Source organism: Hyphobacterium vulgare (genome assembly GCF_042643335.1).
GTDB lineage: Bacteria > Pseudomonadota > Alphaproteobacteria > Caulobacterales > Maricaulaceae > Hyphobacterium > Hyphobacterium vulgare.
In genome coordinates this window covers 110,784-124,496 of sequence record NZ_JBHRSV010000028.1, presented here as the reverse complement: position 1 = coordinate 124,496, position 13,713 = coordinate 110,784, and the positions used below count along the sequence as shown (strand labels likewise).

Here is a 13,713-nt window from a genome sequence, read left to right as displayed (position 1 = left end):
GTGAGCGAACGTCAGTCCTGGCTGAGCAATTTCGCCCGGAACAGGACACCCGCGAGTGCGGCGCCGGCCAGTGGCGCGGCAATGAACAGCCATAGCTGTGCGATCGCGGTGCCGCCTGCGAACAGGGCCGGTCCGATCGAGCGCGCCGGATTGACCGACACGCCGGTCACCTGGATGCCGACGATGTGGATCACGACCAGCGTCAGGCCGATGGCCAGCCCGGCAAAGGCGCTGTTCCCGGCCCCGGTCACGCCGAGGATCACCAAGACGAAGAGGCAGGTCATCACGAATTCGAAGACCAGAGCCGCGACCAGCGTGTATTCGCCGAGATAGCCGGCGCCCCAGCCATTCTGTCCGAGCCCATCGGACGCGAGCGAATAGCCGTCCGTGCCGCTGGCGATCAGCAGAAGCAGGCCGGCACCCGCGATCGCGCCGGCGATCTGCGCCGCCCAGTAGACCAGCATCTCGTTCAGCGGCATGCGGCCGGCGATGAAGGCGCCGAAGCTGACCGCCGGATTGACATGGCAGCCGGAGACCGGGCCGATGCCATAGGCCATCGCCACGATCGCCAGGCCGAAGGCAAAGGCGATGCCCAATTGCCCGACCTCGCCTCCGGCCAGCACGGCGGCGCCGCAACCGAACAGAACCAGTGTCAATGTGCCGACAAATTCCGCGAGCGCTTTCTTCATGTATCCCTCCCCAGGGTGGTGTTGTGTAAAACGTCCGACGAAATCTGACTCCGGTCGAAAATCTTTCCAATCGAAATCTCGCCGCGTCGCCAGACGGGCGCGCCGGACAAGACGACTGCGAAGCAAGCGTCAGCGAGGCGGCTAAACGTGTTGCTGACTGTCCCCAGAGGCAGGGATTTCTTCGAAAATGAAGTGGACGTGCGGCGAGCACGCCAATTCCTGCTGCATACAGACCGCATTGAACACTGCGGTTAGCGTAACGCGCTCATCGCCGGACATGCCGTCATAAGCGCCTGGAACCGCGGGTCGGATCACGGAAAAGAGAGAACCGTCGAAGGTCTCCAAGGCACAAGGCTCCCAGCAGATCACATAGCTTTCGCGGGGCCGCGTCGATTCCGGATCGACGTCGAGTGGATAGATCGAAAGTTCAACGATCACTCCGTCATGGTTCGCGGGATCGTTGAGAATGGCATTCAGAAAGTCGTCGTTGGCGCGCGCCGAGGTCGACGCCGCGCAGTTCGCGAGCGCCGAATACGCACAAAGAATGGAGATCAGAAGGTTAGTCGACTTCGTCATGGAAGTTTCAGGCGGGGCGTCCCTTGCCTGATCCGCTCGTCTTCGCCTTCATTGTTCACTGGTTCCGCTTCAGGTTCGGTGGGTTCGTCAGTGTCAGTTGGGTAGGGAGCATCCACACATTGGGAACTCACCCGACCTCGCCGACAGTAACAGGTCGATGATTCTTCATGCCACATTCCATTCGCGTCGGCGCAGCTGTCGAGCTCTCCGCACGAGGCGAGCGCCACCGAGTAAATCGTTGCGAGAAATATTCGAAGCATCTGTGTCACCCCACACCACCGGTCTGGTATCGCGTCCCGGCCAAATTCCAATTGCGCAAGATCGAAGAATACCAAACTACTCGAAATTTGAGATTTCCAGGATGCAGATCACAAACTTCACGTTTGATCCAATGCGAGCGGCGTGCCTAGACTCAACGATATGACAGGGGAACCAATCCAAAACCAAACTCAAGGTGAAACCTGCGCCAATTGCGGCGCGCCCCTGTCGGGCGATTTCTGCGCGGCGTGCGGTCAGTCGCGGGAGGATATTCGGCGCCCGGCCTGGTCGCTGGTCACCGACACGCTGGACGGTTTGCTGTCATGGGACGGGCGCATCCTGTCAACCTATCGACATCTCTTCACGCGGCCGGGCCAGGTGGCGCGCGACTATATGGACGGCAAGCGCCAGAGCTTCACGCCGCCGGTCCGGCTCTACCTGATCGTCAGCCTGATCTTCTTCGCGGCCATATCATTCTCTGGCATCCGGATTGTCGGGGTGGACATCACGCTCGACGAGGCGGACGAGGTTGGCGTGTTCGTCTCGGTCTTCCAGCCGCCACGGCAGGGCGAGAACGTCGAGCTGACCGCGGAGCAAGAGCAGAGCATTCTCGATTTTATCGAAACGAATGGCATCGCCGACCAATGGCGCGATGTGACACTGCGCGCGATCAACCACCCGGAACTGATGGAGGACCAGGCGTCTGCGGCCTCGAGCCAAGCGATGATCCTCATGGTGATCGTCTTCGCGCTTCTGTGCGCGCTGATGCATCCGCGACGGCGAATGATCGAACACGCAATCTACGCGCTCTATTTTCATGCGGCCTTGCTGCTTCCGCTGGCGACTATCGTGATCGTTGGAGTCTATACGAGACTGCCGGTATGGGCGGCCTTCACCCTGCTCGGTTCGAGCATTCTCGTCCTCAATCTCGGGGTTGCCCTGTTCGACCGGGGCTTCTACGGATCCAGCTGGTTCGGCTCGATCGTGAGATCGGTTGTGATCTGCATGGCCTATGCGACGTGCGCCGGTTTCGTTGCGATCGGGCTGATCCTTTGGACCGCCTTGTGAGAGCCGCACCGCGAGGCTCACTTTAAATCAACACGATCAACCCCTATATTGGGCTCGCTGGCTTGCCAGCTATGACGATAAACGCGCGTGTAATAACCGGACTGGACCCGGGTGCAATTCCCGGCGGCTCCACCAATCCCTTCGCGGCGATCATTCCCGCCGCCGGCACGGGGCCGATCAGGATCGACAGACGGCTAAAGACGTGGCTTTCGTCCGCATGGGTACCGTTAAATGCCCATTATTGTAGTTGCGAATGACAACTATGCTGAAGAGGTCGCTCTCGCTGCGTAATGCGGCGCGATGACTTCGATCTAAGTCCTCGGCTCTAGCAAGTCGCAGGCGGGGTTCGGCGGGCGCCTGGCAACAGAAGCCCGCCACTTCATTCTCAATCCCGCTTCGCGAATTCCAGCCGCAGCCCGTCCCTGGGCCTGAGGGTGATCGTCATCACCGGTTCGGGGACGTCGCCGGCATCGCGCACCTCAAGCTCCGACACCACCCGCGCCAGAACCAGGATCGCCTCGTTCAGCGCGAAGGCATTGCCGATACAGGCGCGCGGCCCGCCGCCGAAGGGACGGAAGACCCAGGGGTCGGCTGGCCGGCGGTCCGGCGCGAAGCGGTCGGGGTCGAAGCCGTCGGGATTGTCCCAATAGCGGTGGTGACGGTGCAGGGCATAGAAGGCCGCGATGGCGAGATCGCCCTTGCCGGTCTCGCGCTCGGCAATGCGGCTCGGGCGGATCGCCCGGCGACTGAGCATCGGCGCGGGTGGATAGAGGCGCAGCGTCTCCTCGACGACCTGACGCGTGTAGGGCAGACATGTCAGCCGGGCGGCCGGGTCGGCCTCGGACGCGATGGCGGCGCGCGCCTCCTCGGCGAGTCGGGCCTGAACAGACGGGTATTTCGAGAGGAGGTAGAGCGCCCAGGCGAGCGTGATCGCCGTTGTCTCGTGGCCGGCGACGACAAGGCTGAGCAGATTGTCGCGCACATCCCGGTCGGTCATCGACGTGTCAGCCATGAGCAGGCTGGTCATGTCCTCCTCAAGGCCCAATTCCCGGCGCCGGGCGATCTGGACCTCCACGGCGCGGCGCAGCGTGGTCATCGCGGCGAAGGCCTTCGGCCCCATCGGCCGTGCGACCCATTCGGGCAGGGGAAAGAGGTCCGAGAAGCGCACCTCGCCGATCGAGCCGATCACGACATCGATGGCGGCGCGCACGGCGGCCCGGTCGAAATCCGGGCCGGGATCGGGAAAGAGCGCGGCTTCGATCACGCTGAGCGTGGCGACATTCAACGGTCCGGACACGTCGAGCGGCCCGGTGGCGTTACTGAAGGTCTCCACCAGCCCCTGCCCGGCCCGATCCATGGCCCCGGACAGGGCGAGAATGCGCGATTTCAGGAAGGCCGGCGTCATCGCCTTGCGCTGGCGCTTCCAGCTGTCGCCATGCGCCGTCAGAATCGCGTCGCCCAGCGCCGAACGCAGGATGCGCTGAGTGACCGGGGATTTCCGCCACGCCTCGACATCGTCGAGCATCACCGCCCGGATCTCTTCCGGGCCAGACAGGGTGTGGATCGTCACGCCGAGGAAGGGTCCGGAGATGCGAGTCAGTTCGAAATTCACATGCGCCAGCGATTCCACAGGATTGCGGCGCATCACCCTGGCCACCGGGATCAGCCCCATAGGACCGGACTGCCGTGGCGGCATGGGCGGTATGAAATCCACTTTGGCTTGCAAGATGCCATCCCCGCGATCAAATGTTACAGACCAACGGTCAAAAGCAGTCGCAGGCGCGCGAACTCGTTGACCCGGTTCAAGGAGACACTAGGCTTAGTTCAGCCGAGGTCACGGGGGGTGTATACGTGGCAAAAGACCTCATGCGCTATGATCTTCTCGCACAGGAAGCCCTGCGCGGTGTGATCAGACAGGCGCTGTTGCGAGCCGCCGGTCCGGGGGGACTGCCGGGCGCGCACCATTTCTACATTACCTTCAAGACGACCGCGCCGGGCGTGGACCTCGATCCAACCCTGATGGAACGCTATCCGGAGGAAATGACGATCGTCCTGGAACACCAGTTCTGGGACCTCAATCCGGCCGAGGACTTCTTCGAGGTCACGCTGAAATTCAACAAGGTGCCGAAATACATGAAGGTGCCTTATTCCGCCGTGCACCGCTTCCACGACCCGTCCGTGGGTTTCCACCTGCAGTTCGAACCGATCGACGGCGCCGAAACGGTCGACAGCGAGCCCGCCGAGGCCGCCCCGGCTGCCGATCCGGTGGAATTGAAGCCGGTCAAGGCGAAGCCGAACGGAAACGGCGAGTCCGCCGAAGTCGTCAGCCTCGACAGCTTCCGCAAGAAATGAGCTTTCCGGTTCCGCCCTGGGACGAGACCCAGATTCGCGCCTATTTCGCGCGTGAAGACCTCGCGCCGCGATACTCCGCCCTGCTCGGATTCGCATTCACCGACGTGTCCGTCGATGAGATGTGGTTCGAATGCACGTTCAATCCGGGCAAGGAGCTGTGCAGCCCGTGGGGCGCGATCCAGGGCGGTTTCGTCACAGCGATGCTGGACGACACGATGTCGCTGGCGGCGATCTCGACCGTCGGCTTCGACGGGGTGGTGCCAACGCTGGAGATGAAGACCAGCTTCTTCGCGCCGGTCATGCCCGGCCCGGTGCGCGCCCGCGGCCAGGTGCTGAAACGCGGCAAGAAAAGCTTTTTCACCGAAGGCCGGCTCTATGCGCCGGACGGGACAGTCACGACCCATGCGACCGCGACCTGCATCCACCGCCCGCACGAACAGGTGAAACGCGACCGCGCGCGGCAGGCGCGCGGGGAAGCGAATCTGGCCGGCGACTAGGCCGCTTCGACCTCGGTCGCTGGCTGCTTCATCGGGCGGGCCTTGACCCGGACACGCGGGCGCTCGCCCTCGATCTTTTCCACCAGCAGGCGCTCGACCTGGCTGTCGTCGTGGAAGACCACGCCGGTCAGCGCGTCGAGCACGGCCTTGGCGACATTGTCGACATCGTGAACGGGCGAGTTCGGCGTGCGCTCGATGATAATGGTGACTTCGTACGGTCCCCATTTCGGCCGGGCACGCTTGAACTCGGTGCGGAAGAATTCCCCGATCAACACCTTGAACCGCCGCGTCTGCGACGTCAGCGCATCAACCCGCAGATGGAGACTGTCGCCGGCCATGGCTGCCTGAACCTTCCCTCTTCCGGTCCACTGAAGGGCGATGTCTTGATCCATGCCGCCCCGGTGCTACACGTCCGTTCGAATCGTTCGCTCGCCCATGTTCCGCGAACACTACCGGCCCCGCAAGGAGACTCGCCCGATGCGCGACACCCGTACCGAAACCGATTCCTTCGGCCCGCTCGAAGTGCCCGCCGACAAGATGTATGGCGCGCAATCGGCCCGCTCGCTGATCAACTTCGCCATTGGCGAGGAAACCATGCCCAAGCCGCTGGTGCGCGCGCTTGGCGTGATCAAGCGCTCTGCGGCGCGGGTGAACAAGGCGAACGGTCAGCTTGATGCGGCGCTCGCCGACGCGATCGAACAGGCGGCGGCCGAGGTCGCCGAGGGCCAGTGGAACGACCATTTCCCGCTGTCGGTCTGGCAGACGGGTTCGGGCACGCAGTCGAACATGAATGCGAATGAGGTGATCTCGAACCGGGCGATCCAGATCCTCGGCGGCGAGATCGGCTCAAAAAAACCGGTTCACCCGAACGACCATGTGAACATGTCGCAGTCGTCGAACGACACCTTCCCGACCGCGATGCACATCGCGGCGGCAGAGGAAATCCACCACCGGCTGATCCCGGCGCTGATCAAGCTGCGCGATGCGCTCGACGCCAAGGCCAAATCCTTCGGCGACATCATCAAGATCGGCCGCACCCACCTTCAGGACGCGACGCCGCTGACCCTGGGACAGGAGTTTTCCGGCTATGTCGCCCAGCTCGATCTCGGGATCGTGCGGGTGAAGCAGGGCGTGGAACAGCTCTTCGCGCTGGCGCAGGGCGGTACGGCGGTCGGCACCGGCATCAATGCCAAGCCGGGCTTCGACAAGGCCTTCGCCGCGGACGTGGCGGAGTATACCGGCCTGCCCTTCCGCACCGCCGACAACAAGTTCGAGGCGCTCGCCGCGCATGACGCCTACGTCTACGCCCACGGCGCGCTGAACACGCTGGCCGCCTCGCTGAACAAGATCGCCAACGACATCCGCCTTCTGGGTTCCGGTCCGCGCTGCGGCATCGGCGAGCTTTCGCTGCCGGAAAACGAGCCGGGCTCGTCGATCATGCCGGGCAAGGTGAACCCGACCCAGTGCGAGGCGATGACGATGGTCTGCGCCCAGGTGATGGGCAATCACGTCGCGATCACGGTCGGCGGCGCGCAGGGCCATTTCGAGCTGAACGTGTTCAAGCCGGTGATGGCCTACAACATGCTGCAGTCGATCCGGATCATGGCCGACGCCTGCGTCAGCTTCACGGACAATTGCGTCGACGGCATCGTCGCCAATGAAGACCGCATCACCGATCTGATGGAACGTTCGCTCATGCTGGTCACGGCGCTGGCACCGAAGATCGGCTATGACAACGCCACCAAGGTCGCCAAGACGGCGCACAAGAACGGCACCACGCTGCGCGAGGAAGCGGTGAAGCTCGGCTTCGTCACGGCCGAGGAATTCGACGCCGTGGTCGTGCCGTCGGAGATGATCAAGCCGAAATAGACCTGCGCCTCTTCGCACATGACATGGGATTCCCGCGAAAGCGGGAATCCGAAACTTGGTGCCCAATTCGGATCCCCATTTTCATGGGGATCCCAGCAAAATCTCAATTGACGTTTCCCGGACGGCGAAGCCGGTCCGGGATCCAGACGCGACCCCGGTCTTCGCTTTGCGAAACCGGGGAGCGTCGGAGAAACGTGATTGAAGGCACCCCCACCCTGGTCGGCTGGCTAACGCTCATCCTCCCGGCCCTCCCCTCAAAGGGGAGGGCGGGCTACGTTGTCGATGGGGAATATCCAGGCGAGACGTCGCATGACCACCAAACCGATCAATCTCCGCGCCGCACGCAAGGCGAAAGCCCGCGCCGAGAAAGAAAAGGCGGCGGACGCAAACCGCGCCGCCTTCGGCCGCACGAAGGCGGAACGGCTGAAAGCCAAAACCGAAAAGGAAAAGGCCAACTCGCATCTCGACGGCCACAAGAGAGAGCCCGGGCGGGAGACGGAATGAGTCTCGTAAAACGCTCCCTCTCCCTCGCCGGTCACCGCACCAGCCTCGCGCTCGAGGCGGAATTCTGGGACGTGCTGGATCAGGCTGCCCTTGATGAGCGCGTCTCACTGGCCGCACTGATCGGCCGGATCGACGAGGCCCGGGTCGGGGCAGGAGACGAGCTCAATCTCGCCTCGGCCTGCCGGGTCTGGGCGCTGAAGCGGGTTCAGTCCGGGACCTAGTGCCCCGGACGGCGCTGCGCCGCGATCGTCATGACGTCGTATTCGCTGTCGGCGGTGAACATCTGCGGCTCTTCCACACCGCACTGCCAGTCGATGGCGAGATGATCCGCCGCCTGACGCGCAATCTCGTTGGCATTGGCCAGGCTGGAGGCGTCGATATAGGCCGCGGCACACGCGACCATCGCTTCGTTCGGACGCAGGGCGGTGACGACGAGGGTGTGCCACTCGCCGGCATTGTCCGGGTCCATCATGGCCGGCGTGTCGTTGACATAGCGGTGGATGGTCGCGAACGGCACGCCGCCCGAAAGCCGCCACTCGATCACCTCGCCATAGCCGCCGAACAGGCCGCGCATGGGCGGGTTGATGTAGTCGGAGCGCGCCCCGTCCGGTGCGCGATAGGCTTCCGCGGCACCGTGCTCTCCCGCGACGATCTCCACCGTCCAGCCGCCGAATCCGTCGCAGATCGTGTCCCAGACAGGTTCGTCCTCGTGCTCGACGAGGACGCAATCGTCGTCGATGCGGGTATAGGCACTGTCGTACTGCTGCGCGTCGGCGCTGGCGGCGAAGCCCGCAGAAAGGACGGCGGCGGCGAGTTGGCGGATCATGATGTCCTCCCCTGTTCGCCCGAACGCTAGCGCACCGGGAGCGGGGGAAACAGGGGCGGGACCGCAAGGGCCGGAATTTTTATTGTCTTGCGGCTCACCGCTCGAAGTGCGTTCAATTCACGTTCAGCTGCCCGGCACGAGTTTGCACGGGCCGTATTTCGAAACGGGGAGGTCCGCCATGAAACGCATGATATCGACCGCGATTGCCGGCACCTTGCTGACCGCCGGGTTCGCGCTGGCCGACGAAACCCATTTCACGCCGGGCATCGAAAGCCTCAGCATCAGCCAGATGACACCGCAGGTGCAGGTGACCGTGCGCAATACCGCCAACAGTCCCGATCCCGCGGACCGGGTGCTTCGGATGGTATCGAACGACCCGGTGGTGACAGTCCGCGGCCAGTTCTTCTGCAATTCCTATTCGGCGAACACGCAAGGCGAATCCCGCGCCAGGCGGGCGCAGGTGCTGTTCGGCATCACTACACCGCACAACAATGGCAATGGCTATGAGCTCATGCCCATCGGCATCTGGGGCGAAAGCGACGCCGTCGAATACAATGGCGCGCGCACGGGTGAGAATTTCGACATCGACGCGGTGATGGACCTGCCCGATAGCTGGGATTCCGAGGCGCTCGTGACGCTCTTCTTCAACCCGGTGAAGACGGTCGAAGACCATCTCGAGGATTTCACCTCCAACGGGGCGGGCAGCGCCGCCGACTTCCTGCGCCAGGACGACGTGTTCGAGGTCGAGATCCCGGTCAGCATGACGGCATGGTGCCAGTATGACGGGCGCTGGTATCCCGGCGTGCGCCAGCAGACGGTGACCGTGGCCATCTTCTACCAGGGCGATCCGGACATCACCGATGGTGCGGGCGTCGTGAACGCGGTCGGAGACGTCGCGGCACCGGTTCCGAACCGTGCCCGCACGACGACTTCGGCCACCGGTACGGAGGGCGGTCCGCCAACCCGGACGTCGCGCCCGGCGCGGACCACGGAAGAGACCCCGCCGCGGCGGGTCAACCCGCAGCGCTGACGGCGGCATAGACGCCCCATCCCCGGCGGACTATCCCTTCGTTCCAGCGAGGGGATTTTCCGCCGATGAACGAGCGCGCAGCCGAGGACACCGGCGGGCATTTCGCCGCCTTCCGGCACCGGCCCTATCTGATCTACTGGCTGGCGCGCGCGGCCACCGTGTTCGCGGCGCAGATCCAGATCGTTGCGCTCGGATGGCAGGTCTACGACCTGACGCGCAACCCGCTGCATCTCGGGCTGATCGGTCTGTCGCAATTCCTGCCGGCGCTTCTGCTGGTGCTCGTCACCGGCGCAGTCGCAGACCGGTTTTCGCGGCGCAAGATCATGGCGATCTGTCTTGTCGGCATGGCGGCGATCTCGTCGGGATTCTTCGTGTTCACTGCCTCGGGCAGTCAGACGATCTGGGTGGTCTTCCTGCTGCTTGCCGGTTTCGGCACGGCGCGCGCCTTTTTCGGACCGGCGACGCAGGCGCTGTTGCCCAACATCGTGCCGCCGACCCTGTTGTCGAAGGCGATCGCACTCAATTCCTCGGCCTGGCAGCTGGCGACGGTGCTGGGCCCGGTCGCGGGCGGCTTGCTCTACGGTGTCTCGCCGCTGATCGCCTATGGCAGCTCGGCCACGCTTCTGGTGCTCGCGGCGGGCCTCGTCTTCCTGATCCCCAGGCCGGACCAGCGGACCGAGGCCGAAGCGCCGAGCCTCGACCTTCTCCTCGCGGGCTTCAAATACATCTGGAAGGAAAAAATCGTGTTCGGGGCGATCTCGCTCGACCTGTTCGCAGTCCTGCTGGGCGGAGCAACGGCGCTGCTGCCAGTCTTCGCCCGCGACATCCTGCAGGTCGGTGAAGAGGGTCTCGGCCTCTTGCGCGCCGCGCCGGGCGTCGGGGCCATCGCAGTCGCGATCTGGCTGGCGACGCACAATATCCGCGACCATGCCGGCTTGTGGATGTTCTTCTTCGTGGCGGTCTTCGGCGCCTTCACCATCGTCTTCGGCGCCTCGCCCTATGCCTGGCTGTCCATCGTCGCGCTTGCGGGCCTTGGCGCGGCGGACATGGTCAGCGTCTATATCCGCGAAACCCTGATCCAGCTGTGGACGCCCGACCGGGTGCGTGGCCGGGTGAATGCCGTGAACATGGTCTTCATCGGCGCCTCGAACGAGCTCGGGGAGTTCCGCGCCGGCGTGATGGCCGCCTTCATCGGCGCCAAGGCGACGGTGATCGCCGGCGGCGCCGGAACCATTCTGGTCGCGGCGCTGTGGGCGAGGATGTTCCCGGACCTGCGCAAGGCGCGGCGTCTCGACGGGCGGGCTTAGCATCCGACGTATTGCCCTCCCCCTTGAGGCTTCGCCCCGTCCCACAGGGCGAAACGCTCCGGTGGAGCGTTTCGAGGGAAGAAGGGCCGGGAGGCTGCGCGTCGGCCAGCCGACCGGGATGGGGGTAGTTTCATGGGGTCCCCATGAAAATGGGGACCTGAAGCATGTACCCGGTTTCGGATTCCCGCTTTTGCGGGAACCCCAGGGAAAATAAACACTCACCCCACCCCGCTCCCGTCGTCCTGAAGGACACCGCTCGCGTCCCTCCCCTTCAAGGGGAGGGAAACGAGCGCGTTGCCCATCCCCTTGACCTTGCATCGTTAGCGGCGCTCTAACGACGCATGGAAACGCCCTCGCCTCCCGGCCGGTTAAAGCTGGCTTTGCGTGCACGCGCCGCCGCGCGCGCCGCGGTCATGGGCTCGCGCCGGAGCTGGGGCTGGCTGCGCGAACAATGGCGCCAGGGCCGATCACCAGCGATGTGGCTGCTCGGTCTTCTGACCGGCATCGTGTCAGGCTATGCCGCGCTCGGCTTCATCCTCGCCATTCATGGAGTCTCCCTTGCCGTGTTCGGTGCGAACCATGATGCGCTGGCGAGCGGGGTCGATGCCCTGCCCGGCTGGCGGATCTTCGCCGGTCCGGTGATCGGCGGTCTGGTCGTTGCCGGACTGCTCTTCCTTGGCCAGCGCTACAACTGGCTGACCGAAACCCGCGCCCATGCCGTGGCCGACGTGGTCGAGGCACGGGCGGTGCGGTCGGGCCGCGTGGTGCTGAAGACGGGACTGCTCTCGGCCGTGATTTCCGCGATTTCGCTCGGGTCTGGCGGATCGGCCGGCCGGGAAGGACCGGCAGTGCATCTCGGCGGTGCGCTGGCCAGTTTCGGCGCCCAGTCGCTCGGCATTCCGGCACGGGCGGTGCGCACCCTCCTCGCCTGCGGCGCGGCGGCCGCCGTGGCCGCCAGCTTCAACGCGCCGATCGCCGGCGCGCTGTTCGCCTTCGAGGTGGTGCTGGGGCATTACGCGCTGCGCTCGATCGCGCCGGTCGCGATCGCTAGCGTCGCCGGTGCGGTCGTCTCGCGCATTCACCTCGGTGCAACGCCCGCCTTCACCGTCCCGGCGATGGGGGCGGCCAGCGCCTGGGATCTGCCGGGCGTCTTCCTTTTAAGTCTCGCCGCCGCTGGGTTGGCCATCGCCTTCGTGCAGTCGAGCGTGCATGCGCCGCGGCTTGTCGCTCAGCAGGCGGAGAAATGGCGCATTCCCTTATGGGCGTTGCCGCCGATCGGCGGGATCGGGATCGGGCTTCTCGCCCTGCCCATGCCGGAAATCCTCGGCGTCGGCTACGAAGCCACGTCGAACGCGCTCGGCGGGCAGTATGCCGTTCTCTTTCTGCTTGGCCTGATCGTGATGAAGCTGGTCGCGACGGGGGTGACGCTCGGCTTTCGTTTCGGCGGCGGCGTGTTCTCACCGGCGCTCTATCTCGGCGCAATGCTGGGCGCGGCCTTCGGGGCGGTGATCGGTCTCGCGACCGGAGGCGAAACGGCCGGCGTGCCCTTCTACGCCGTGGTCGGCATGGGCGCAGTGGCCGGTGCAGCGCTCGGCGCGCCGCTGTCGACGACGCTGATCGTGTTCGAACTGACGGCGAATTACGAAGCCTCCGTTGCCGTGCTGGTGGCGGTCTCGATCGCCACCGTGCTGACCCAGGCGGCGACCGGCGGTTCGATCTTCCAGAAGCAGATACTCCGCCATGGCTACGATCTCTCGCGGGGGCAGTCGCGGGTCCTCCTGCAGACGATCCGCGTTCGCGACATCATGGCGCCGTTCGAGGGCGACGCCGCCGACATGGATACGGCGAGTGGCGCGCCCAGTCTCTATGATGACGACTATCTCGGCCGCGCCATCGGCCTCATGTCGGCGGAAAGCCTCGACGGCGCGCCGGTACGGTCCCGCGAAGGCGACCAGCCGGTTGTCGGCTGGCTGTCCCGCGCCGACGCCCATGCCGCCTATGCCCGCGCGCTCGCCGAGACGCACGAGGAAGAGCATTTGTAGCCTCGTGGTCTCGCTCGCACGCGTTAGGCGACAAAGGCGAGAATGGGATACGAAATTGCATTTCCCATGGCGTGGATCAACCATCCCGGCGCGATCGACCCGTTGCCGAGCTTTTCGTTGGCAAGTGCCATCAGCCAACCAGCCGTCCCCGGCAAGAGCAGGAATGCGGCCCCGAGAACCGGCGTGAATTCCGGTCCGCCTGGCACCAGAAATATGAGCAGATGGATCCCGCCGAACACAAGCGCGTGGATTGTATTGCCCACCCAGAAACCAAATACGCCGATCAGGCGCTTCGCGAGCACGCCGCGAAACAATATCTCTTCGCTGAGTGCCGTTTTCACGCCCGCAATGATCAGAATCAGAAGCACGGTTTCGGTGCCGAAGCCCTGCGCCCGGATCATTCCGGCGACCGTATTGCCCGCCGATGCGGCGTCACTGAATTCCGGCGAGAAATAGATAATCGCGGTGACAAGCGACCACAGGGCAAAGATCACGAGCGCCAGGCCCATGGACCGCATTGTCGGCAGAATCAAACCGGAATAGCGGAAAAACCCGGCGCGCTTGCGACCCCAAAAAAGCCAGACGAGCAAGGCGATCACGAGCGCAATCGCAACCTGTATGGCAGCGTTCACGACTTCCTGCGTCAACATGAGATCCCTCCAACTTTATCTTGGTATCAAGCTATTATAGTTTGA

The 13,713-nt window shown here is 64.3% G+C and carries 15 protein-coding genes and 1 other RNA gene; 10 read left to right on the top strand and 6 right to left on the bottom strand.

From position 1 onward, the window contains the following. Positions 1–11 precede the first annotated feature (11 nt). Positions 12–689, bottom strand: a complete 678-nt coding sequence (locus ACFOOR_RS12965) for an aquaporin (protein ID WP_343163011.1) — start codon at positions 687–689, stop codon at positions 12–14. Between the two features lie 141 nt (positions 690–830). Continuing rightward, positions 831–1,265: a hypothetical protein gene (locus ACFOOR_RS12960; protein ID WP_343163010.1), complete on the bottom strand. Its 435-nt coding sequence runs from the start codon at positions 1,263–1,265 to the stop codon at positions 831–833. 420 nt (positions 1,266–1,685) lie between these two features. Between ACFOOR_RS12960 and ACFOOR_RS12955 the strand changes: the two genes are divergently transcribed. Both ACFOOR_RS12955 and ssrA read left to right on the top strand, forming a co-directional pair. After that, positions 1,686–2,591, top strand: coding sequence for a DUF3667 domain-containing protein (locus ACFOOR_RS12955; protein ID WP_343163008.1), 906 nt, complete (start codon positions 1,686–1,688; stop codon positions 2,589–2,591). Between the two features lie 17 nt (positions 2,592–2,608). Beyond that, positions 2,609–2,970: a transfer-messenger RNA gene (gene ssrA / locus ACFOOR_RS12950) on the top strand. A 6-nt stretch (positions 2,971–2,976) separates the two neighbouring features. Here ssrA and ACFOOR_RS12945 read toward each other — a convergent pair. Beyond that, positions 2,977–4,317, bottom strand: a complete 1,341-nt coding sequence (locus ACFOOR_RS12945; RefSeq protein ID WP_380214733.1) for a cytochrome P450 — start codon at positions 4,315–4,317, stop codon at positions 2,977–2,979. Between the two features lie 140 nt (positions 4,318–4,457). On the opposite strand from ACFOOR_RS12945, the gene ACFOOR_RS12940 reads away from it, so the two are divergent. Together ACFOOR_RS12940 and ACFOOR_RS12935 are read left to right on the top strand one after the other, a co-directional pair. Then, positions 4,458–4,943, top strand: coding sequence for an SspB family protein (locus tag ACFOOR_RS12940; RefSeq protein ID WP_380214893.1), 486 nt, complete (start codon positions 4,458–4,460; stop codon positions 4,941–4,943). After that, positions 4,940–5,440 (top strand): PaaI family thioesterase, encoded by a 501-nt coding sequence (locus tag ACFOOR_RS12935; RefSeq protein WP_343163004.1) that lies wholly within the window; start codon positions 4,940–4,942, stop codon positions 5,438–5,440. Before ACFOOR_RS12940 ends, ACFOOR_RS12935 begins: the two co-directional genes overlap by 4 nt. On the opposite strand, the gene ACFOOR_RS12930 is transcribed toward ACFOOR_RS12935, so the two are convergent. After that, a complete protein-coding gene (locus tag ACFOOR_RS12930) occupies positions 5,437–5,778 on the bottom strand; it encodes a RusA family crossover junction endodeoxyribonuclease (protein WP_343163003.1) in 342 nt (113 codons plus the stop codon). The two genes, ACFOOR_RS12935 and ACFOOR_RS12930, sit on opposite strands and share 4 nt — an antisense overlap. A gap of 139 nt (positions 5,779–5,917) precedes the next feature. Between ACFOOR_RS12930 and fumC the strand changes: the two genes are divergently transcribed. The 3 genes from fumC (at position 5,918) to ACFOOR_RS12915 (ending at position 8,034) form a co-directional block, all read left to right on the top strand. Further along, positions 5,918–7,309, top strand: a complete 1,392-nt coding sequence (gene fumC, locus ACFOOR_RS12925) for a class II fumarate hydratase (RefSeq protein WP_343163002.1) — start codon at positions 5,918–5,920, stop codon at positions 7,307–7,309. 309 nt (positions 7,310–7,618) lie between these two features. Then, positions 7,619–7,813, top strand: coding sequence for a DUF4169 family protein (locus tag ACFOOR_RS12920; RefSeq protein WP_343163001.1), 195 nt, complete (start codon positions 7,619–7,621; stop codon positions 7,811–7,813). Then, positions 7,810–8,034, top strand: coding sequence for a ribbon-helix-helix domain-containing protein (locus ACFOOR_RS12915; RefSeq protein WP_343163000.1), 225 nt, complete (start codon positions 7,810–7,812; stop codon positions 8,032–8,034). Before ACFOOR_RS12920 ends, ACFOOR_RS12915 begins: the two co-directional genes overlap by 4 nt. On the opposite strand, the gene ACFOOR_RS12910 is transcribed toward ACFOOR_RS12915, so the two are convergent. Then, entirely contained in the window at positions 8,031–8,639 is a 609-nt protein-coding gene (locus ACFOOR_RS12910) for a hypothetical protein (protein WP_343162999.1), read from the bottom strand. The two genes, ACFOOR_RS12915 and ACFOOR_RS12910, sit on opposite strands and share 4 nt — an antisense overlap. A 178-nt stretch (positions 8,640–8,817) precedes the next feature. On the opposite strand from ACFOOR_RS12910, the gene ACFOOR_RS12905 reads away from it, so the two are divergent. From ACFOOR_RS12905 to ACFOOR_RS12895, 3 genes are all read left to right on the top strand, one after another. Further along, positions 8,818–9,669 carry a hypothetical protein gene (locus ACFOOR_RS12905; RefSeq protein ID WP_343162998.1) on the top strand — a complete coding sequence of 284 codons (852 nt, stop codon included), beginning with the start codon at positions 8,818–8,820 and terminating at the stop codon, positions 9,667–9,669. A gap of 65 nt (positions 9,670–9,734) precedes the next feature. Then, positions 9,735–10,976 carry an MFS transporter gene (locus ACFOOR_RS12900; protein WP_343162997.1) on the top strand — a complete coding sequence of 414 codons (1,242 nt, stop codon included), beginning with the start codon at positions 9,735–9,737 and terminating at the stop codon, positions 10,974–10,976. 380 nt (positions 10,977–11,356) lie between these two features. After that, positions 11,357–13,018 (top strand): chloride channel protein, encoded by a 1,662-nt coding sequence (locus ACFOOR_RS12895; protein ID WP_343162996.1) that lies wholly within the window; start codon positions 11,357–11,359, stop codon positions 13,016–13,018. 23 nt (positions 13,019–13,041) lie between these two features. On the opposite strand, the gene ACFOOR_RS12890 is transcribed toward ACFOOR_RS12895, so the two are convergent. After that, complete coding sequence (locus ACFOOR_RS12890) at positions 13,042–13,668, bottom strand: CPBP family intramembrane glutamic endopeptidase (protein WP_343162995.1); 627 nt, start codon at positions 13,666–13,668, stop codon at positions 13,042–13,044. Between the last annotated feature and the right edge of the window lie 45 nt (positions 13,669–13,713).